The sequence below is a fragment of the Dysgonomonas sp. 37-18 genome (assembly GCF_001899125.1).
GTDB lineage: Bacteria > Bacteroidota > Bacteroidia > Bacteroidales > Dysgonomonadaceae > Dysgonomonas.
In genome coordinates this window covers 31,180-53,517 of the sequence record NZ_MKVC01000013.1, presented here as the reverse complement: position 1 = coordinate 53,517, position 22,338 = coordinate 31,180, and the positions used below count along the sequence as shown (strand labels likewise).

18 protein-coding genes and 2 tRNA genes are annotated in these 22,338 nt (G+C 39.3%); 16 read left to right on the top strand and 4 right to left on the bottom strand.

Annotated features, from left to right (window positions below; genetic code table 11):
- Positions 1-126 precede the first annotated feature (126 nt).
- The 3 genes from BGO84_RS04895 to ribH all read right to left on the bottom strand — a co-directional run bounded on the left by BGO84_RS04895 (position 127) and on the right by ribH (position 840).
- Positions 127-199 (bottom strand) — tRNA-Gly (locus BGO84_RS04895).
- 25 nt (positions 200-224) lie between these two features.
- Positions 225-307: transfer RNA gene (locus tag BGO84_RS04890), tRNA-Tyr, on the bottom strand.
- A gap of 35 nt (positions 308-342) precedes the next feature.
- Positions 343-840, bottom strand: coding sequence for a 6,7-dimethyl-8-ribityllumazine synthase (ribH, locus tag BGO84_RS04885; protein ID WP_291028051.1), 498 nt, complete (start codon positions 838-840; stop codon positions 343-345).
- Positions 841-1,040: 200 nt separating this feature from the next.
- Here ribH and dut point away from each other — a divergent pair, with 200 nt between their 5' ends.
- The 16 genes from dut (at position 1,041) to BGO84_RS04805 (ending at position 18,133) form a co-directional block, all read left to right on the top strand.
- A complete protein-coding gene (gene dut, locus BGO84_RS04880; protein WP_006843835.1) occupies positions 1,041-1,475 on the top strand; it encodes a dUTP diphosphatase in 435 nt (144 codons plus the stop codon).
- 19 nt (positions 1,476-1,494) lie between these two features.
- The gene (locus BGO84_RS04875; RefSeq protein WP_291028049.1) at positions 1,495-3,276 is read left to right on the top strand and encodes a tetratricopeptide repeat protein; all 1,782 of its coding nucleotides are present in this window, start codon (positions 1,495-1,497) and stop codon (positions 3,274-3,276) included.
- Complete coding sequence (locus tag BGO84_RS04870) at positions 3,273-4,118, top strand: DUF4292 domain-containing protein (RefSeq protein WP_291028047.1); 846 nt, start codon at positions 3,273-3,275, stop codon at positions 4,116-4,118. The genes BGO84_RS04875 and BGO84_RS04870 overlap by 4 nt, the downstream gene beginning before the upstream one ends.
- On the top strand, positions 4,115-5,416 hold the full coding sequence (locus tag BGO84_RS04865; RefSeq protein WP_291028045.1) for a peptidoglycan DD-metalloendopeptidase family protein: 1,302 nt from the start codon (positions 4,115-4,117) through the stop codon (positions 5,414-5,416). The genes BGO84_RS04870 and BGO84_RS04865 overlap by 4 nt, the downstream gene beginning before the upstream one ends.
- 5 nt (positions 5,417-5,421) lie before the next feature.
- A complete protein-coding gene (locus BGO84_RS04860) occupies positions 5,422-6,150 on the top strand; it encodes an FdtA/QdtA family cupin domain-containing protein (protein WP_291028043.1) in 729 nt (242 codons plus the stop codon).
- The gene (locus BGO84_RS04855; protein ID WP_291028041.1) at positions 6,140-7,075 is read left to right on the top strand and encodes a GNAT family N-acetyltransferase; all 936 of its coding nucleotides are present in this window, start codon (positions 6,140-6,142) and stop codon (positions 7,073-7,075) included. The genes BGO84_RS04860 and BGO84_RS04855 overlap by 11 nt, the downstream gene beginning before the upstream one ends.
- Before the next feature lie 87 nt (positions 7,076-7,162).
- Positions 7,163-8,848 (top strand): amino acid permease, encoded by a 1,686-nt coding sequence (locus tag BGO84_RS04850; protein ID WP_291028039.1) that lies wholly within the window; start codon positions 7,163-7,165, stop codon positions 8,846-8,848.
- A gap of 77 nt (positions 8,849-8,925) precedes the next feature.
- Complete coding sequence (gene rlmB / locus BGO84_RS04845; protein ID WP_006843842.1) at positions 8,926-9,666, top strand: 23S rRNA (guanosine(2251)-2'-O)-methyltransferase RlmB; 741 nt, start codon at positions 8,926-8,928, stop codon at positions 9,664-9,666.
- Between the two features lie 26 nt (positions 9,667-9,692).
- Positions 9,693-10,070, top strand: coding sequence for a RidA family protein (locus BGO84_RS04840; RefSeq protein WP_291028037.1), 378 nt, complete (start codon positions 9,693-9,695; stop codon positions 10,068-10,070).
- A gap of 74 nt (positions 10,071-10,144) precedes the next feature.
- Complete coding sequence (gene ribD / locus BGO84_RS04835; protein WP_291028035.1) at positions 10,145-11,191, top strand: bifunctional diaminohydroxyphosphoribosylaminopyrimidine deaminase/5-amino-6-(5-phosphoribosylamino)uracil reductase RibD; 1,047 nt, start codon at positions 10,145-10,147, stop codon at positions 11,189-11,191.
- A 93-nt stretch (positions 11,192-11,284) separates the two neighbouring features.
- Positions 11,285-12,667: a DUF6242 domain-containing protein gene (locus BGO84_RS04830; RefSeq protein ID WP_291028032.1), complete on the top strand. Its 1,383-nt coding sequence runs from the start codon at positions 11,285-11,287 to the stop codon at positions 12,665-12,667.
- An 87-nt stretch (positions 12,668-12,754) separates the two neighbouring features.
- Positions 12,755-13,459, top strand: coding sequence for a DUF6089 family protein (locus BGO84_RS04825; protein WP_135104580.1), 705 nt, complete (start codon positions 12,755-12,757; stop codon positions 13,457-13,459).
- Between the two features lie 17 nt (positions 13,460-13,476).
- Complete coding sequence (locus BGO84_RS04820) at positions 13,477-14,226, top strand: isoprenyl transferase (RefSeq protein WP_291028030.1); 750 nt, start codon at positions 13,477-13,479, stop codon at positions 14,224-14,226.
- Positions 14,227-14,293: 67 nt separating this feature from the next.
- Positions 14,294-16,969: a POTRA domain-containing protein gene (locus BGO84_RS04815; RefSeq protein ID WP_135104578.1), complete on the top strand. Its 2,676-nt coding sequence runs from the start codon at positions 14,294-14,296 to the stop codon at positions 16,967-16,969.
- 89 nt (positions 16,970-17,058) lie between these two features.
- Entirely contained in the window at positions 17,059-17,574 is a 516-nt protein-coding gene (locus tag BGO84_RS04810; RefSeq protein WP_006843849.1) for an OmpH family outer membrane protein, read from the top strand.
- A gap of 55 nt (positions 17,575-17,629) precedes the next feature.
- Positions 17,630-18,133 (top strand): OmpH family outer membrane protein, encoded by a 504-nt coding sequence (locus BGO84_RS04805; RefSeq protein WP_006843850.1) that lies wholly within the window; start codon positions 17,630-17,632, stop codon positions 18,131-18,133.
- 85 nt (positions 18,134-18,218) lie between these two features.
- On the opposite strand, the gene BGO84_RS04800 is transcribed toward BGO84_RS04805, so the two are convergent.
- Positions 18,219-22,265: a two-component regulator propeller domain-containing protein gene (locus tag BGO84_RS04800; protein ID WP_291028028.1), complete on the bottom strand. Its 4,047-nt coding sequence runs from the start codon at positions 22,263-22,265 to the stop codon at positions 18,219-18,221.
- Positions 22,266-22,338 lie beyond the last annotated feature (73 nt).

The window sequence follows — 22,338 nt, the reverse complement described above, 5'->3', positions numbered from 1 at the left end:
CTCAATACCCATAATCGTGGTTGTGTTAACGTTCTTACAATACCCTGCTAACTTTACACCTAAAAGCAGTATTTTTTTAGGACAAAAAAAGCAACTACATTTCTGTAATTGCTTTTCTGTTATCAGAGCGGAAGACGGGGCTCAAACCCGCGACCCTCAGCTTGGAAGGCTAATGCTCTATCAACTGAGCTACTTCCGCAATGTATAATTTGCATCTCAAAAAGTGGGCAGTGAAGGATTCGAACCTCCGAAGACGTAAGTCAGCTGAGTTACAGTCAGCCCCAGTTGGCCGCTTTGGTAACTGCCCTTTTTGCTTTGCGGATACAAAGGTAATACTTTTATTTATTCCTCCAAATTTCTGCGGTAAAAATCTATCATTTTTATCGCAGTTATTGCGCATTCATCCCCTTTGTTACCATGCTTGCCTCCGGCACGGTCTATAGCCTGCTGCATGTCGTCGGTAGTTAAAAGTCCGAATATGAATGGAATATCATAGCGAATATTCATATCTGCGATACCTTGAGTTACGCCACTGCATACATAGTCAAAATGTGGAGTATCTCCTCTTACTACGCATCCGATAACGATAACGGCATCCACCGGCTTATTTTCTGCCAGATGTTTTGCGCCAAAAACAAGCTCAAAACTTCCCGGAACAAAGTCGATCAGAATATTTTCTTCTTTCACCCCATGCTTCTTCAATGTGCTATACGCTCCGTCAAGCAAAGGCTTTGTTATATTCTCGTTCCATTCCGATACCACGATACCGACTGTCATTTCTGCTCCATTGGGCACTGTAGCCGGATCGTACGATGATAAATTATGGTATGCTGTTGCCATTTTTTATATATTTTGTTAGGCTGCAAAGATACCGATTGTAAACAAATATCCAAAACTCAAAAAAGCTTTATCGATCAAAAGCTTTATCTAAAAACTTTAAACAACTTCTTTAATTCTTAATTTTTATCAATTAGCGAAGTAGATTGCAAAGATTTAACTAATTTCGCACACTATATAATAAGGTATTACAAATCATTGCAATGAAAGTAAAAATCATAAATAAATCGCAACATCCCCTTCCCGAGTATGCCACCCCTTATTCAGCAGGAGTAGACCTCAGGGCTAATATAGAAAATCCGATTACACTAAAACCCCTCGAAAGAACAATGGTTCCTACAGGTCTCTATCTGGAGCTACCACAGGGCTACGAAGCGCAAATACGCCCTCGCAGCGGATTGGCAGCTAAACACGGATTGACCGTACTGAACTCTCCGGGGACAATAGATGCCGACTATCGGGGCGAAATCCGCGTTATCTTAGTCAACTTATCCAACGACAACTTTGTTATAAACAATGGTGAACGAATTTGCCAGATGGTTATAGCCCAGCATGCGCAAGTAGTATGGGAAGAAGTGGACTCGATCAGTGAGACTGAGCGTGGCGACGGAGGATTTGGGCACACAGGAAAAAAATAAAAAAGAACTATATTCTTATATGAAAAGAACTATATACAGCGTCCTTCTCTTCTTATTTGTTGTCTCAGCATTCTGCGATCTATCGGCACAGAAGAAGACTGTCAAAAACAGTGTCGTATCTCAAGCTCAAGACCTGCCGATGGCTAAACTGTCGGAAGATGATAAGCGCAAGTTTGACTATTACTTTCACGAGGCTATGAATGCCAAAGCGACAAGTAAATTTGATTCGGCTTTCGATCTTTTGGGATACTGCTTGGCTATCGACTCTACCAATGCCAATGTGTATTACGAATTGGGTAACTATTACAATTCGCTGGATAATAAAAATAAGGCATTGGATTTTTATCGTAAGGCTACAAGTTACGACGGAAGCAACTTCTATTACAACATGGCCTATGCAAGCCTTTGCTTAGAGTTTAAGCAATATAGCGACGCTATAGAACAGTTCGAAAAGCTTCTTGTATCCAACCCCGACAACTCGGACTTATATGTATATCTGTCGGAAGCCTATCGCCAGGATGGAAACATACACAAGGCGATATCTACCCTCGACAAGCTGGAGCAAATAGTAGGACTGAACGAGAAGATCAGCCTGCATAAGTACCAACTTTATACAGCCATAAAACAAGAGAGCAAGGCTTTTGCAGAAATACAAAAGTATATAGACAAATATCCGTACGAAATAAAATATCAGATATTGCTTGCCAACTTATACTTACAAGCAGGGAAAAATAATGAGGCGTACATGGTCTACAGTAAAGCAAAATCCATCGACCCCGAAGATCCTTATCTGATATCGTCACTTGCTGAATATTACGAAAGAACAAACAACAAAGAGGCAGCCGAAGAAGAACTTCACACAGCCCTTATGAGCCGCAAGATGGAGATCGACACCAAGTTGGCTATTCTGGCTCAGTATGTAGGCACTTTGCAGCAAAACAGACAGGACACAAAGGTAGCCAATCAGCTGTTCGACTCCTTGATGGTACAACATCCACAAGAGCCGAAGCTGAACCTCATGTATGGCAATCTGCTGATGATGCAAAACAAAAAAGAAGAAGCTCGATTCCAATATCAGGTATTTGCAGAAGCCAACCCAACCAACCCGGTAGGATGGGAACAACTGCTGAGCACAGCATTTCCAGACAGTCTGGACATGACAATCAGAGTTTGTAAGCAAGCCATATCATACAACCCCGAACAACCTCAGTTTTACTTCTACTTGGGTATTTCGGAGTATATGAAAGATGATTATAATACTGCGCTGGAAACACTGCAAAAAGGAGTGGTATATGTAGACGAAGAAAACGTATCTCTTCTATCCGACTTCTACGGGCAAATAGGTGACTTGTATTACCACCTAAACAAGCTCGACAGCGCATTCCTTACCTACGACAAAGCGATAGAGTATAACCCTAACAACATGGGTGTGCTCAACAATTATAGCTATTTCCTTTCCGTAGCCAGAAAGAATTTGGACAAGGCAGAGAGAATGAGTAGTGTTACGGTAAAAGCAGAACCAACAAACCCTACCTACTTGGATACCTACGGATGGGTATTGTTTGAGCAAGGAGCTTACACGATGGCAAAAATATATATCGAAAACGCCATAAAGTATAGCGAAGAAAAAAAGACAGAAATCAGCAGTGAAGTACTCGAGCATTACGGCGATGTATTATACAAAACCGGAGAGACCGAAAAAGCACTGGAATACTGGATAAAGGCAAAAGAGAAAGGTGACAGCAAATCGAAAACGCTGGACAAAAAAATTGAAACAAAAACTTACTTTGTCGAAAAATGAAACTATCCAACAGATATATACTTATAGTACTTGTCACTCTGGCAATACCTTTTGCAATCAGCAGTTGCGGATCGAAAAAGACACTGACTACAGGGGGCACATTGGCCGAGAAGAACAATAATGAAGTGATTGCCGACGCCTTGAAATCGGAACTCGATTATAAAACGCTGACCACAAAGGGCAGCATCGAGTTCAAATCGGGCAAATCGTCACAAAAAGTTCCTGCGGTATTTAAAATAATAAAAGATAGTATACTTCAGGCTTCGGTACGAATACCGTTTATAGGAGGAGAGGCTATGCGCATCAACTTCACGCCCGACAGTATAGTTATCATAGACCGCCTAAAAAAACAATACATGGCGGAACGATACAAAGACTCGAAAGTAGTTGCAGGCTTCGACTTCAATTACTACAACCTTCAGGCACTGTTTACCAACAGGTTATTTATTCCCGGATATAAAGAGGTCGTAAATAAAGACTTCGGAAAATTTAAAGTTACCTCAACAAACGATACGTACCTGATGCAAACAAAAGGTAAAAGCGATTTGTTGTATAACTTCGAGGTTGATGCGTCCGACAGAATTATATCTACCCTTATCAGTCAGGAGAAAAAGAATGTTTCCATCCAATGGGATTACAGCAACTTTATCAAAGACAACAACCATGTATATCCGACAAATATGGAAGCAAAGGTTAGCTTTGCAAAAAAACAAGCCAACATCAATATTTCATACGACAATCTGGATATAGATAAAGACTTTAGTGTAGATACATCGATTCCTTCTAAATACAAAAAAGTTGGATTTTCGGATATTATAGGAGCTTACATAAAATTGAAATGAGAAAAACACTTCTCTTACTCACACTCGTCATTAGTATTTCTTCTTTTGCTCAAACAGCCAAGATAAAAGAACTGGAGCAGCAAAGGAAAGATGCCCTGCGTGAGATTTCAAATACAGACAAGCTATTGCGTGAAACAAAGAAAACGACAACAAACCTGCTAGACAGAATAAAACTGATCTCTAACCAAATATTTTCGCGCCAAAAAGTATTAGGACTTCTCGAACAGGAGGTGAGCGGTATCTCTGCCGAAGAAATACAGATAGGGAAGGAAATTATAATCCTCGAAGCCGAGCTGAAAGCAAAGCAAGCCAATTACGCCAAAGCAATCGATGCCATGCAGCGCAACAGGCAAGGAGAAAACAAATTATTGTTTATCCTATCGGGCAAATCACTCACCGAGTCGTACCGAAGAATGCGTTATCTGAGAGAATACTCGGAGTGGAGAAGCCAGCAGGCTGACGAGATAAAAGAAAAGAGCGAAACGCTCAAAGAAAGAAAAGAAGCGTTGAAGAAAGTAAAGACCGAAAAGGTGACGCTAATCAACCTTCGCTCTTCGGAACAAGACAAGCTAAAGAAAGAAGAAACAAATTATCAGCAAGAGGTTAGCGAAGCACAAAGCAAACAGAAAGACCTCCAAAAAATACTGACTCAGAAGAGAAATCAAGCCGAAGCCCTCGACAGACAGATAGCGAAGCTCATCGCCGAAGAGGTAGCCCGTCAGGAACGTGAAGCAAAACGAATAGCTGAAGAAAAAGCGCGTGCAGAAGCAGCGAAAAATAATAATGCGACAACGAATAATAAGAGTAAGACTCGGACTAGATCGAGCGAAAGCAGAACAACGACACGTACTCCTGTTGCCACTTCTACTCCCGAAAATATAACATTGTCAAACAACTTTGCGGCAAACAAAGGTAGACTTCCTTACCCTATATCTGGAAACGCAACCATTACCACACGTTTTGGTACACACCAGCACAGCAAATGGAATGTAACCACCTCGAGCGGAGGTATAGACATCCGATCTCAGGCGGGAGCCGATGCCAAATCCGTATTTAATGGTGAAGTAACCTATGTAGCCGCAATTCCGGGATATAACACCTGTATCATTGTCCGTCATGGAAACTATTATACCTTCTATGGCAATATACAGAGCATATATGTGAAACAAGGTGATACCGTAAAAACAGGTCAGTCGTTGGGTAAAGTATATACCGATCCCGACACGGGCTACTCTCAAATGCACTTCCAACTCTGGCAAGGTACAAACAAGATGAATCCTGAACCTTGGCTAAGATAATGGATATGGAGAGAGACAGTTTTATCGAATTACCAACCATCACAGACCATCGGGGCAAACTTACCTTTGCCGAAATAGAGCAGCATATACCGTTCGATATCTCTTGTGTTTCGCTGATTACGCAAAAGCAAGACTTAGAAAAGAACGAACAGATATTGATTGCTTTGCAAGGCGTTGTAGAAATATCCGTTCACAATAAAAGATACACACTCGATAAACCTCACCAAGCATTATATACTCAAGACAAAGGCGAGATAAAATACATATCGGAAAATGCAATAGGTTTGATTATATCATCCGATAAGGAATCTAAAACTTCGACTAAAAAGGCTTCTTCGTCAAAAAAATATACAGTGTCAGATTGTGCGCTTATCCCTCTGGAGGAGAATAAAAATATAGCAAACTATATCCCCTTTACCGTAAAGCGGGTTTTCTATATCTATGATATCCCCGCAGGAGAAAGAAGAGGGATGCATGCCCATAAGCTTTGTCACGAAATACTGATTGCAATAAATGGCAATTTCGAAGTAGAGTTGAATGACGGGATAAATAAAAAAACAGTCACCCTTGATAGCTCTTCTTACGGGCTTCATATTCCTCCGGGTATATGGGCGGTAGAGACAGAGTATTCGCCGAATGCAAGATGTATGGCATTAGCATCCGACGAGTATGATCCTATGAATTACATTCATTCTTATTCAGATTTCATCAAATACCGTCAGGATGGAAATTAAAATATACACGCCCGACTTCAAGCTCGAATGGGATAATTTTGTTCGCAATTCGAAAAATGGCACATTTCTTTTATATCGGGATTTTATAGAATATCACGGCAACCGCTTTAAAGACTATTCTCTACTCTTCTTCGAAAAAGGGAAATTGATTGCTCTTCTGCCGGGACATCTCGAAAACAAAGTGTTTTATTCTCACAAGGGATTGACATACGGCGGTATGATAATGAGTAAGGATACAAAAGCAAAAAACATATTATCTGCATTTGAATACCTGACCGTCACATTTTGCAGGCAAGGGATAAAGAAGATTGTTTACAAAACTATTCCTCATATCTATCATCAGCAACCCGCAGAAGAAGACCTGTATGCCCTCTTTCGCAACAAAGCGGAGCTTACAGAACGAAATATATCATCGTCGATACTTATCTCCGAAAAAATAAAATATTCTGAACTCCGAAAACGAGGAATAAAAAAAGCAGAAAAGAGTGATCTGAAAGTAAAGAAATCTGATAACTGGGAAGGTTTTTGGAAAATCTTGGAACACAATCTGCAAACACGATACAACAAACAGCCGGTGCATTCTTTGGAAGAAATTCTTTTATTGAAAAAGAAATTCCCGAAAAACATACATCTCTTTACCGTAAAAAATGCGGATAAGGATATAGTTGCAGGCTGCCTTATTTTCGAAACCAAAACAGTTGCACATATCCAATACATTGCAGCATCAGACGAGGGAAAGAAAAAGGGAGCTACAGATTTGCTGGTAGACCATATAATAAGTGAAGCGTACCCTGACAAGAAATATTTCGACTATGGGGTTTCCACCGAAGACAACGGATTGTATCTCAACGAGGGGCTCATAGAACAAAAAGAAGGCTTCGGAGCAAGAGCCACAGTATATGACATTTATACAATCAATTTATAAAGATCAAAATTATAATTAGTGATATATATTAAGCTTCCTGTTATATCTGCAAATTCTTTATAATATAGAAAAAGAATATTTACATAGATGAATTTAAATTCTTTTATAAGAAAAAAGAGCATCGATAGTATCTCCGGCGAGGGCGATTCTATCGGCTCGGGAATGAAAAGAGTACTCGGCGTGAGAGACCTGACGCTTTTCGGTATTGCTGCCATTGTGGGCGCAGGTATTTTCAGCACGATAGGACGTGCAGCTTTTCATGGAGGACCGGCAGTGTCACTCCTTTTTGTTTTTGTTGCCATAGCCTGTATCTTCACAGCACTGTGTTATGCTCAGTTTGCATCTATGATATCAGTGAGCGGAAGTGCGTACACATACACCTATGTGTCGTTAGGCGAAATATTTGCATGGACAATAGGCTGGGCACTGATACTCGAATATGCCGTATCGAATATGGTGATAGCAATTTCGTGGTCGGAATATTTCACCACCCTGCTGCAAGGGTTTGGCATACAGTGGCCCGACTGGCTTGCCATAGGATACGCCACGGCATACAAAGCCCATAATGCAGTACTGCATGGAGGTACAGACCTGCCTGCACACATACTAAAGGCTGCCCAAATATATCAGAATGCCCCCGAACTTTTCGGCTCAAAAATATTGATCAACCTGCCTGCGGGACTTGTAGTTACCGCACTTACTTTTCTTGTCTTTTTGGGAATAAAGGAATCTAAAACGCTCAACAATTTATTGGTATATCTCAAAATAGGAATAATACTGGCCGTAATCCTTATCGGAGCATTTTTTGTAAAACCCGAAAACTGGTCTCCTTTTGCACCAAATGGCATACAAGGCATTCTCGGGGGTGTGGCTGCTGTCTTCTTTGCCTTCATCGGCTTCGATTCGATATCTACCACAGCCGAAGAAAGCAAAAATCCACAACGGGACATGCCTCGTGCAATGCTCTACTGCTTGGGTATATGTACCATATTGTATGTTGCAATAGCACTTGTACTCACGGGAATGGTAAACTATAAAAACTTGGGTGTAGACGACCCTTTAGCATACGTATTCCAATTGGTAAATATGGATTTTGTGGCAGGGGTAATATCTTTCACGGCGATAATTGCTATCACAAGCGCAATACTCGTCTTCCAGATCGGACAGCCTCGTATATGGATGACAATGAGCCGCGACGGATTGCTATGGCCTAAATTTTCGAAAATTCATCCCAAATATAAGACTCCGTCCTTCTCCACTATTATTACAGGAATTGTAGTCTGTATACCTTCATTGTTTCTCGACATGCAATTTGTAGTCGATCTTACCAGCGTAGGTACATTCTTTGCATTTATCCTTGTGTGTTCGGGAGTGCTGTTTCTCGATCATAAAGGGGAAAGTAAAAAGGCTAAATTTAAGGTTCCCTACATAAATGGGCAATATATCATTTTTATATTATTCATAGTTGGAGTATCTTTGTTTATTGGTAAAACCGATTATACAGAAGTTATTGTCAGCAAACCCTTACTGATAGTCTTTTGGGCTATATGGCTGGGATTGTCTGTTGCGGCATTCAGGTATAAGTTTTCGTTGCTACCCGTATTGGGAATCCTTACCAATTTATATCTGATGACAGAGTTGGGATGGTCAAACTGGGTAATGTTCCTTATATGGCTTGCAATCGGATTGATTATATATTTTGGATATGGATACAAAAAAAGTAAATTAGCATTGCAAAGACGAGAGGTAGGCAACCCGAAAAATTTAGTATAACATTATCATTATCAACGAATAGTAGTTGCCACACATACAAAAATAACAAATAGGTCTGCGACCCTAAATATAACAGAATGAAAGAGAAAGAAATGATTTTCGGCATACGTGCTATAATAGAAGCCATAGAAGCCGGAAAAGAAATAGATAAAGTAATTGTAAAACGTGAACTTCAAGGAGACCTTTCGAAAGAATTGTTTGCTTTGCTAAAATCACGAGACATTGCGGTGCAACGTGTACCCAACGAACGCCTCGACCGTTTTACACGCAAAAACCACCAGGGGGTAATTGCCTTCCTTTCGGCTATCACATACGAGCATATCGAAGATATTATTCCTTTCTTGTATGAGCAGGGGAAAGACCCCTTCATTCTAGTGCTGGATGGAATCACCGATGTGCGCAACTTCGGAGCCATTGCACGTACGTGTGAAGTAGCGGGTGTAGATGCAATCGTTATACCGGCAAAGGGTAGTGTAACCGTAAATGCCGATGCCATAAAGACATCAGCAGGAGCATTGCTCAAAATCCCTGTATGCAAGGAGCAAAGCCTTACCAATGCAATTCAGTTCCTGAAAAACAGCGGAATAAAAGTAGTTGCAGCCACCGAACGTGGTGCTGACGACTATACAGCTGTTGATTACTCGGGTCCTATAGCTTTTGTAATGGGTGCGGAAGACACCGGAGTATCGAACGACAACTTGCGAATAGCAGACAATCTTGTAAAAATACCTCAATTCGGCACAATAGGTTCACTCAATGTATCTGTTGCCGCCGGAGTACTGATCTATGAAGTGATACGCCAGAAGGGCATAAAATAATATTCATCATTCAAACTCAGCGTACAATGAAAAAAATAATTTCAACGAATAATGCACCTGCGGCAATAGGGCCATACAGTCAGGCTGTAGAATTAAATGGGATGGTATTTCTTTCGGGACAACTTCCTATCGATCCGGCAACGGGTGATTTTCCCGAAGGCGGCGCTAAGGAACAAACCGAACAATGTTTCAAAAACATTAAAGCAATCCTTGCCGAAGCAGGTCTTACAACCGATAATATCGTAAAAACTACCGTATTGCTAAACGACATAGCTCACTTTGGGGCAATGAACGAGGTGTATGCTACACAGTTTTCGGGAACATTCCCCGCACGTTCGGCTTTTGCTGTCAAAGACCTGCCAAAAGGAGCATTGGTGGAGATAGAAGTAATCGCAGCCAAATAATATTTTATAAAAAAATCTTTACAGTAAAATAACCTCGTAATAATTGCGTTTCTCTGTTGTAGAAACTCAAAAGAATGACTGTTGACGAAAAATATATGTATCGTTGCCTGCAACTGGCGCTCAATGGAAAAGGATTTGTAAGTCCCAATCCGATGGTGGGTGCTGTGGTAGTTCACAACGATAAGATAATAGGAGAAGGCTTCCACCGTGAGTATGGCAAAGCCCATGCCGAAGTGAACGCCATCGCCAGCGTGAAAGACAAATCATTACTCAAAGAGTCTACCATCTATGTATCACTCGAACCATGTGCACACCAAGGAAAAACACCTCCATGTGCACAACTGATTATCGACAACCAGATTCCGCATGTAGTAATCGCATGCCTCGACCCCTACCCTGCTGTTTCGGGACGAGGAATAAAAATGCTGCAAGATGCCGGCATAAAGGTTGATGTAGGAATATTAGAGCGGGAAGCATGGGAGCTAAACAAAGAGTTCTTTACCATACAAACAAAAGGCAGACCATATATATACCTCAAGTGGGCACAGACTCAGGATGGTTTTATAGACAAAGCCAGAGACGAGAAAGACATTCCTCAGCCAACGCCGATATCGAATGAGTTTTCGAAAATGCTTGTACATAAGAAAAGAGCAGTTGTTCCTGCAATTATGATAGGTACAAATACGGCAATAAAAGACAATCCGTCGCTCACAACACGACATTGGTATGGAAAAAACCCCGTACGTGTCATACTCGACAGGCAAGGACGCATACCGCTCAATTATACGATTTTTGATGGAAAAGTAGAAACGATTGTATTCACCGAAAAAGAGTCTTTTCCGAAGCTGGAGAAAGTTACTTTCATCCAAATTCCATTCGACGAAAACCTGTTGGAGAATATATTCACGACACTCAAAAAGCGGAAAATCATTTCGGTACTCGTTGAGGGAGGACAAGAACTGCTTCAAAGTATTATAGATAAAAGATTGTGGGATGAAGCCTTCATTGAAATTTCGGGCATTACGTTCAACAATGGAGTACGAGCTCCCATCATTGCGGGGCATATCTTAAATGAGATAAATTGGGGGGCTTCTAAACACATTCATATACGTTTAGCCTAACCATAAAATTATATAAATATTAGATTTGTTGACGCATAAGCCGAAATTCTTTCTATTTTTGCACATTGATATTGAATAAAACTGATTAAAATAATGAAGTTGAAGAAATTTTCTTACCTACTACTTTTCGTAACTTTTTCACTCATTGCATTAAGTTCTTGTAATGATAATAATACGACTACTACAACTGAAGGCGGTTCTGCCGATGCTCAGATTTATTCGTTCAAGTTGTCAGCCATAGCGGTATCTTCTATCGACTCTGTCAACTATCCTATAATGGCAAGCACCAAATTTTCAATCGATCAGAGTCGAAATCTCATTTACAACATAGACTCATTGCCATACAAAACAAAAATAAAGAAATTTGCCACAACGCTCACATATTCGTCTTACGGTATCGGTAAGCTTCAGCTTGTATATCCCGATTCTATTGCAGAATGGAACGGTACAGATTCTATAAACTATGCATTAAATCCTAAAATCAAGGTATATGCGGCAAATGGTCTCGACAGCAGAGAATATACAATCGATATACGAATACACAAGATAGACCCCGATACAATTATATGGCACAAGGTAGCCACACTACCAGATGCAGTTGGAATACAACAAAAAACAGTATTGAAAGATAACGATTTCTATACATTTACTATTGCAGACGGTAATCTAGCTGTATATAAAGCATCAAAAGGAGCTCTTGCATGGTCTAAAAATCCAATAACAACAGGGCCTTCGGCTGCAAATATTGTAATAGAAAGTATAACACTATTCAACAATACGTTCTATGTTGTAGACAAGAACAATCAATCATACAGTTCTAACGACGGTATCAATTGGACAGCCAAGAATAACGAAGTAAAAGCTATTTATGGCGTATTACCGGGAGCCACTGCAGCAAAAGATTCACTCTTAGTAGCTACGGAGCAAGGCGGTAAATACTACTTCGCTAAAACGGCAGACATGCAAACGTTGGTTCTTGTGAAGAACTTAAGCAGCAATCCATTCTCGAACGAAATAAGCCAAAGCTTTCCGGTTTCAGATTTCTCTCCGGTTACTTTTATCAACAGGGCAAATCTGAGCAGCAATGTGCTGACAATCACAGGAGGTAGAGGGTTCAACAATCAGCAATCGAACCTTACATGGTCTTTACGTGCGGGAGATGACAATCTTCTGGAACTAGGTTCAAATCAAGTTAACTTACTATTCGGTGCGAATGACGGTATCAGTTGTTTCTCATACGACACCTACTTGTTTGCGCTAACCGGAAATATACTATATAAAAGTGACAGCATGGGCGTTAAATGGATTTTAGCTCCATCCAAAGAAAGTTTAAGTACAAGTATACCTAAAGCCTCGGGGCAATCGGTAATAGTAGATAGTGAGAACTATATTTGGATATTCGGCGGAATACCAAAAACAGGATCTACACCAGTCAAAGAGATTTGGAGAGGTCGCTTAAATCGTCTTAATCCGTAAGTTCTCCCAGATTAAAACTGGCAGTCGATATACTTATTGTCTTACTTTTGCGTTAGATAAAGATAGATATTGAATAATAAATTTATAATGAGAAAAGAGATACTTTTAATTTTTATACTTATTTCAGCCTCTCTCTTCTCGTCTATCACACTCAACGCACAAGACGACTACAAATATGAGATTGGCGGAATGGCAGGCACATCTTTCTATATGGGAGATGCCAATAAGACAAAATTATATCAGAACCCGGGATTATCGGCCGGCGTTATTTTCAGATATAATAAAGACTTAAGATGGTCTGTAAAAAACAACTTTGTAATAGGCAAAGTATCGGGCGACACCAAAAACATGGGAAATAAATTTCCGCATGATCAGCAAGCATCCTTCAGCAGGATGTTTTACGAATTAGGAAGCCAGATTGAGTTCAATTTATTTAATTATAGTGATAAGTTCAGTTACCTTGGCACCAAACGGATAACACCATACGTGTTTACAGGTGTAGGAATAACTTTTGCTTCGGGAGAGAAGAAATTCTTAGATGCAAATATACCTATAGGCATCGGGCTGAAATACAAAATGAAAGATCGCTTGAATATAGGATTTGAATTCTCTTTCAGGAAATTATTCAGCGACTCATTTGACGTGACCGAGAAAAACAGTAAATTTGACCTCGATAGCCCTTATGGGATAAAAGGTAGCATATTCAAAAACAACGATTGGTATTCCCTTACAATGTTTACTATAACATGGGATTTCGGACGTAGAGTATGTCCTTGCTTAAATTCTGATTAATTTAAAATAAAATATAAATGTCATATTTTGACCAAATAGATAAAACTAAAATACCCAAACATGTAGCCATAATCATGGATGGCAACGGGCGTTGGGCGAAAAGTCAAAATCTGGATCGCTCTTTTGGGCACAAAGAAGGCATTGTTGCTGTACGCAGAACAATTGAGGCAGCGGCCAAAGCCGAGATAGCCTATATAACCCTTTACACATTCTCTACCGAAAACTGGAAGAGACCCGAAGAAGAGGTTAAGGCACTGATGGCATTGATGATACAGGCTGTAGCCAACGAAACCCCTGATCTGATAAAAAACAATATACGGGTAAAGGTGATAGGTGATATAGACCGTTTGCCCGCGGACACACAGAAAGCGCTGGATTTCTGCTTGAATGAAACATCGGTATGTACAGGCACCACAGTTGTGCTGGCTCTGAGTTATTCTTCGAAGTGGGAATTGACAAAGGCCATGAAGACAATAGCGAGTGACGTGAAAGCCGGAAAAATAAAATTGGAAGACATCGAAGAATCTCTAATTCCACAGTATTTGTCTACGAAAGGAATTCCCGATCCTGATATATTAGTAAGAACCGGAGGCGAGCTACGCATCAGCAATTTCCTTCTTTGGCAAATAGCCTATTCCGAACTTTATTTCACAGATGAGCTTTGGCCCGACTTTAACGAAGAATCGTTATTTAAGGCCGTTGTAGACTTCCAAAATCGGGAACGCCGTTTTGGTAAAACCAGTGAACAGGTATCAACAAAACCATAAGTTCACAAAACAAGAGTAACATTAATACTAATAAAAATATTATTCGATAATAATTCTTAGACCAAATATGTTAAATAAAGGTTTATTCTTTCTGACTGTTATTCTATGCCTTGTATCCACAGGAATACAAGCACAAGGGGTAGACAGCACCGAAATCAAAAATGTGAATAAGGCTCTTGAAGCAAATGTTCAGGATTTACCGCTAATTACATACAACTCCAGTAAGAAGTATGAAATTGCCGACCTTAAACTCACCGGTTTAGTGAATCCGATGTATGAAGATTACACATTGTTTGGTTTTGCACAGCTACAAGTCGGAGATATAATAGAGGTACCCGGCCCTGAAGTAACAAATGCAGTTCGCCGCTTTTGGAGACAAGGATTATTCTCGGATGTGAAAATTGCCGCTACAAAAATAGAAGGTAATAAAATATGGCTCGAAATCAACCTGAAAGAAAGGCCTCGTATTTCTGATATCGTGTATACAGGAATGAAAAAGTCGGAACGTCAGGATATCGCCGCTAAGGTAGGTATGGTGAAAAATCTGCAAATCACGCCATACCAAATGGACAGAGCCAAAACAATCATAAAAAAATACTTTGACGAAAAAGGATTCAACAAAGCAGAAATATCTCTGACTGAAACGCCTGACTTGTCGAAAGAAAATCATGTTATTCTTAACATAGATGTAGTTAAGAAAAACAAGACCAAAGTGAACAGAATCACCATAGAAGGGAATGAAGAGGTAGCCACCAGAACGCTCGAAAAAGCGATGAAAAAGACCAGACATAAAAGCAATTTTAAGTCTTGGCTTGCCAACTTCCTCCGTTCTACAAAGTATGTACCTGAAAGCTTTGAAGAAGACAAGAACAACTTGATAGCCAAATATAACGAGTTGGGTTACCGTGATGCTACAATCCTTTGGGATACAGTATATACGGCTGATGCAGAAGGTAAACCTGACAAGGTAAACATCGACATAAAAGTTGATGAAGGTAAACAATACTTCATTAAAGACATCAAATGGGTAGGTAATACCGTGTATCAAACATGGCAATTGCAAACACAGTTGAATATGAAACCGGGTGATGTTTACAATCAGAAGAAACTAACCGAACGTCTTTCGGTAGACGAAGGAGCTGTGATGAATGTATTCTATCAAAATCATGGTTACTTATTCTCTAATGCCGACCCTGTAGAGGTGAACATAGAGAATGACTCTATTGACCTGGAGATACGTATTACAGAAGGCCCTGTAGCTAAAATCCGTAAAGTAACAATATCGGGTAACGATAGAGTATATGAAGATATCGTACGCCGCGAATTAAGAATAAAACCGGGAGCTCTATACAGTCGTGATGACATTATCCGTTCGATACGTGAAATAGCTCAAATGGGACACTTTGACCCTGAGCAATTAAATAATCCGAAAATAGAACCGGATCAAGATTCAGGAACAGTTGATGTAGGCTTACCTTTGGTATCTAAAGCAAACGACCAGGTAGAGTTTTCTGCGGGATGGGGACAAACAGGTATTATAGGTAAATTAAGTTTGAAGTTTACAAACTTTTCTTTGAAAAACTTATTCAACCCGGGTACATACAAAGGAATTATTCCTCAAGGTGAAGGACAAACATTGACTCTTAGTGCTCAAACAAATGCTAAGTATTATCAATCATATTCCGTTTCATTCTTCGATCCTTGGTTTGGAGGAAAACGTCCTAACTCCTTATCTGTAGGTGCTTACTATTCTCGTCAAACAGATATAAACAGCCGCTACATAAACAACAGTTATGGTTATTCTGCTCTAAGCAGCTATTATGGTGGCTATGGTAGTAGCTATGGTAGTGGTTATGGAGATTACAGCTTTGCAGCCGACCCGAACAAATCGATAACAATGATCGGACTATCGGTAGGCTACGGAAAACGTTTGACATGGCCTGATGACTATTTTACATTCCAAACAGAGTTGTCTTATCAAAGATATAGCATGAAAGATTGGGCATACTTCATCGTTAAAGATGGTATTGCAAACAACCTAAGCTTGAATCTTACATTGAGCAGAAGATCTACCGACAATCCTATATACACACGTCGCGGAACAGATCTATCTCTTAGCTTACAGGTAACACCTCCATTCTCGTTGTGGGATGGCAAAGACTATGCGTCGATGAAGAAAATCGATGGTTATTATGAGCCAAGCGAAAAATTCACATGGATAGAATATCACAAATGGAAATTTAAAGCAAGAACATATACATCATTATCTGATGTGGTGAAAACTCCTGTATTGATGACTCGTGCCGAGTATGGATTTGTGGGTTATTTCAACAAGAATAAGAAATCTCCATTCGAAACATTCTATATGGGGGGTGATGGTATGTCGGGATATTCGAGCACATACGCAACAGAAACAATCGGACTTCGTGGATATGAAAACGGATCGTTGGGCACACAGGCCAGTGCATATTCTCGTCTGGCTCTTGAGTTGAGATATCCGCTTATCCTCGAACCATCGTCTACGATCTATCTACTGGGTTTTGTTGAAGCAGGTAACGCTTGGAGCGATCTGAATAAATTCAATCCATTCGATCTTAAACGTTCGGCAGGATTTGGAGCACGTATCATGCTACCGATGATTGGACTAATGGGTATAGACTGGGCATACGGATTCGACCCGATCAATGGATCTCGTGATAACAGCGGAAGCCAATTCCACTTTATCATTGGACAAGAGTTCTAAAAAGCCTTTTAACATTATTTATAAGCAAGTTACTAAACTAAAAGATTAACTGTGCGTCTAATAGATATAATACATTAAATTTGACAGTTATGAAAAGATTATTATTACTATTTGCTCTATTTATCGGAATTGCAGCCGGAAGCTATGCTCAGAAGTTTGCATTGATAGATATGGAATATATATTAAAAAATATAAGCACGTACGAAACTGCTCAGGAACAACTAAACGTAATGTCTAAAAAATGGCAGGGAGAAGTTGACAAGGTGCAGCAGGAAGTAAAAAACATGTACAAGTCGTACCAGTCTGACCTTGTTTTTCTATCGGGAGAGCAAAAGACTAAAAGAGAAAACGAAATTGTAGAAAAAGAAAAGAGTTTACAAGAATTGAATCGTAAATATTTCGGACCCGAAGGCGAACTTTTCAAGAAAAGAGAAGCCCTTGTAAAACCCATACAGGACGACATTTACAACGCAATAAAAGAGATATCGGAAGCCAAAGGATATCAGCTAGTGATGGACAGATCATCAGCCGAAAGTGTTATTTTTGCTTCCCCCCGAATAGATATAAGTAATGAAGTTTTAGCAAAGCTCGGATATTCAAAATAATTATTTATATTTGTCACCTAAATAAAGAATAACTAATCAAATAGACTTATACACTATGTTAAAAAAACTATTTTTATTGCTGCTGATTGTTGCTCCGGTTTCAATATTTGCACAAGATAAATTGGCATTTATAAATGCAGAAGAGGTGTTCTCTAAAATGCCGGAACTAAAAGAAGTTGAATCTAAACTTGCAACAAAAAGCGAAACGATAAGAAAAAATCTGACAGCTTTAGAAAAAGAGTACAACGATAAAGTTGAGGCTTTCAAGGGAGACACAACCGGACTTACCGAATCAATCGTACTTGACAGACAAAAACAGTTGGAAGATCTGCAAAACAGATATCAAACATTCTTGCAAACAAGCCAACAAGAATACGAAAAAGAACAACAAGCATTGATCACTCCATTGCAAGAAAAATTGAGAAAAGCGATCAAAGATGTTGGCGACGAAAATGGCTATACTTATATCTTTAATTTTGCGGCAACTCTTTATACAAGCCCTACAACTGCTGTAGATGCTTCACCTAAAGTAAAAGCTAAATTAGGCATTACTAACTAATCTTCGTTAGTTATAAATCATACAAAAAAAGCTCTGATAAAATTATCAGAGCTTTTTTATTGTGACTTTACTTTATATTTTCACACTACACATCATACATTTCCCTATCTCTATATTCCTTAGGTGTACAACCATACTTTTGAGCAAACTGCCTGAAGAAGGTCGCTCTGTTGGAGAATCCCGATTTATAAATTATCTCATCAATTGTCATTTTGGTATTTAACAGTAAGTTTCGGGCTATGTACAAACGGCTCTCCCTTATCATATCTGCCGGACTATCGCTTTCTACTTCGCTCAACCTACGATACAAGTGACGTGGGCTCATATTCAGTTCTGCGGCAATAAACTGAGCCGAGAGTTTGCTATTCATTATATTCTTTTCGATGATATTGTAGATATCCTGAATAAACTTTGTATTCTCCTTGTGAGTCATCTTACCTTCCGATAGGTCGAATGCACTCAACGGTGAACTGAAATAGTCCTTCAGTGTTTCTTTGCGCGAAATAAGATGCTTTACAGATGTGCGCAAATAGTCTGCATTAAAAGGCTTAGCAAGGTACATCTCTGCGCCCGACGATAATCCCTCTATTTGTTCCTCAATTGTATGTTTTGCCGAAACCAATATCATCGGAATGTGTGCTGTCTTTTTATCCGATTTTATTTCCTTCGTAAGAGAGATTCCATCCCTGCCGGGCATCATAACATCACAAATGATAATATTGGGATGTATCTGTGTCAGCATCTCATCCACGAGCAATGGCTTATCTATAGGAATAACATTATACTCATCGGCAAATATCTCACTGATAAACCATAAAATTTCCACATCATCATCAATAATAAAAATGGTTGGCTTCAACTTATCAAAGGCATATTTGGGGAGCTCCATCATTGGCTCATAATCCTTTCTTATCGTGATTTCGGGTAAAGCCTGATTCTTATCAATCAATACATCGGAGACTTCCTTTTGCGGTAGTTTCACAATAAAGTCGGTACGCTCATCGAGTATGCTGTTTACTTCAATTGTACCATCCAGCAACTTCACCATACTATAAGAAATGGCCAATCCCAAACCATTGCGGGAGAATTCTCTCTTCCCTTCTCGATTTTCAAAATCGTCGAGGATACTATATCGGTCGAAGATCCTTGTTATATTTTCTGCTTTAATCCCTTTCCCCGTGTTGGATATAATCATCAACAGCTCATCGTTCTCCTGATATACTTCAACCTCTATAAATCCATTGATAGCCGTATATTTGAATGCATTCGACACTAGATTAGACAAGATCGTATATATAAATCCCCGGTCTGAATTCCAAACCAAAGAGTCTTCAATATCCTTGCTGAATTGTATGTTTTTGGACTCGGCCAAGTCGTTGAACGAGTCGCTTATATCATGTGCTATATCTGTTATAGAGAGCGGCTCTATCTGAGGAGATTTATTACCGGTTTCGATCCGCCTAAACTCGATAAGTTCTTGAATCAGGTCATTCAGACGCTCGGCATTCCGTTGTATAAGCTGTGTATATTTCCTCACAAAACTATCGGAACCGGCATGCGACAAGATACGGTTACAAGGCCCATATATTAACGTCAGCGGAGTACAAAATTCATGGGCGATATTGGTAAAGAAACGCAGCTTAGACTCGTGTACTTCCTCCTGATGACGTTGCTTTATTTTCATCATCGCCTTATATTTTTTCTTCTTGTCTTTTATAATAGCTGCCCGTATAAGCAAATATATAACAGATATCACCATTGTTGCATACAACACATACGCCAATGGCGAAAGATACCACGGAGGTGTTATCTTTATTGTTATCGAATATACAGGACTTTCCTTTCCGGTAAGGCGGTTCATATATTTTATAAACAATGTATATTCTCCGGGCGATAAACTTGTAAAGGAAATATTATTGGACGTTCCATTATCAATCCACTGCTTACTCAGGTCATCCAGTTTGTAATAATAGGTGTAATTATTCCCGTTTACGTAGTCGAGTGCAGTAAAAGATATAGAGAAGAAGTTCTGATTGTAATTAAGTTCAAGCGTCTCATTTTCTCCATTCGATTGTAAAAAGTCGAATATGTTTTTCTCCTGACCGAAAATCATCAGATTGTCAAACTGAATGCGAGGAAAATACTCAGGCTGAGCCATACCCGTCTCCGAGATAGCCACAAAACCATTGATACCACCAAAGAATAAGATATCGGATTCCTCATCCTTGAAATAAGCTCCATCGCTATACTCTATAATCTGCAAGCCATTGAGATTTGAATATGTTTGAAAATTATCTTGTTCTATATTAAATTTGATAATTCCTCTATTGGTACTCAGCCAAAGATTATTTCTCTCATCGGCCAATATACCATGAATCGTATTATTCGGAAAGCCGTTTCTTTCATTAAATATCTTGTCACTTCTACCTGAAACGTGCTTAACCAGACCAAAACTAGTACCAAACCAAAATGCATTGTTCGAATCCTTAATAATAGAGAATATATCATTCAACGTTTGATTTATCCCCTTATCGGGCACAAGCGTATCCAGTTTATGTTGATTTGTATTTAAGCTATATGCACCATATCCTCGGTTTCCGAACCATAATATGGAATCGTTTTCCTGATAGATTGTAAAAAAATAATTCTGAGAGTCCCTGCCGTCTCTTATCGTAACACGGCTTGCATTTTTGAATACAGGAGCATTTTGAGTTCCTGAGACTGATACTTTTACAATCCCCGTACCCACTGTCGCCAGCCATAGCGTAGAGTCGTTAAGTTCACAGATAGAGTGTATATATTTTACGGGTTCTCCGTTCGCTATCAGCGGTACTCGCTTTATCGATCTGTCGCTGTACGAATAGTAACTCAGTCCTTCTTCGCAACCAATCCACAATATATTCTTCTTACTCTTTGCAAAGGCATATACAGAATTATCGGTCAGGGCAGAATTTCCTGTATTACTATATTCGAGTGAGAATTTAGAAGGAGCCTGATTGAAATCATAATTCTTTATTTTCACAATCCCATCCCCTTTTGTTCCTATCCACAATGTTTTTTCTTTATCCAAAAACAAAGCTCTCACCGGCTTTTCTATATTCGCCGTAAATGTATTGAACACCGCAGACCTGATCGAGTACATATCATTCGAATACATATACACCCCTTGTCCATCGGTACCTATCCAAACCAAGTCCTGATAGCGGTCGTTTATCAAACAGAAAATACCCGATTTGATTCCTATATCTTCAGGCTGGTAATTATCCAGCTTATCGGATACATATTTCAATCTCAACAGCCCATTGGTCTTGAATCCGATAAAGTAATCGTTATGATGTTTTATTACCGAAGATATCTCACCATTCTTCTGTATAATCTCTTTAAGATTCCTGACATAGTATTTTTTCTTATCGGCGAAATGATATTCATACAAGGTGTAGGCATTGTCTATAAAGTACACAACATCCGAGATGCCTCTTTCGTAGAAACAATACAAGAGATTTTCATTATGAGAAAACAGCTTTTCTTTTTCCAGATTTATATCTCCTTCTCTACTCTCTTTTATAACGTATGCGGGATTAGACTGATCTTTTGTAAATACCTGAAGCTTGTTATCGGAAGTGATCACAAAATTGAGAATATCATTGTATTTCAATCCTCTTAATATTATCTTCTCAAAGGTTTTGGTCTCCTTTTTATAATAATAGATACAATCATCCTCTTTTATAATAAAGATATGATTGTTCTTATCTTTTTGTATCAGATAGCGCCCTTTGAACTGATTGAATGAATCAATCTTTTTAGTGCGTTTATCCAACCTGTTGAGCCCATAGTTTGTGTACACCCAAAGGATACCATCCTCTGTTTCCAATACATTTTCGATAAGATTACCCGACAAGTTGTTCTTTTCATCCGTTGGTTTGTATACCCGAATGCTAAGACCGTTAAACATATTGAGCCCATCACAAGAGCCAAACCACAAGAAGCCGTCTTTATCCTGACAAATAGAGAGTATCGCACTGTTTGACAATCCATCATGATTGGATATCTGGCGGAGATTATATGCATTTATATTCTGACACAATATAAGACCGATCAGAAAAAATGAAGCGTTTAATACGATTTTTTTCATGGATGTATTTTGTCCTAATTCTGATATAAGATTATGACAAAGATAAATATCTTACATATAGTAAACGAGAAAC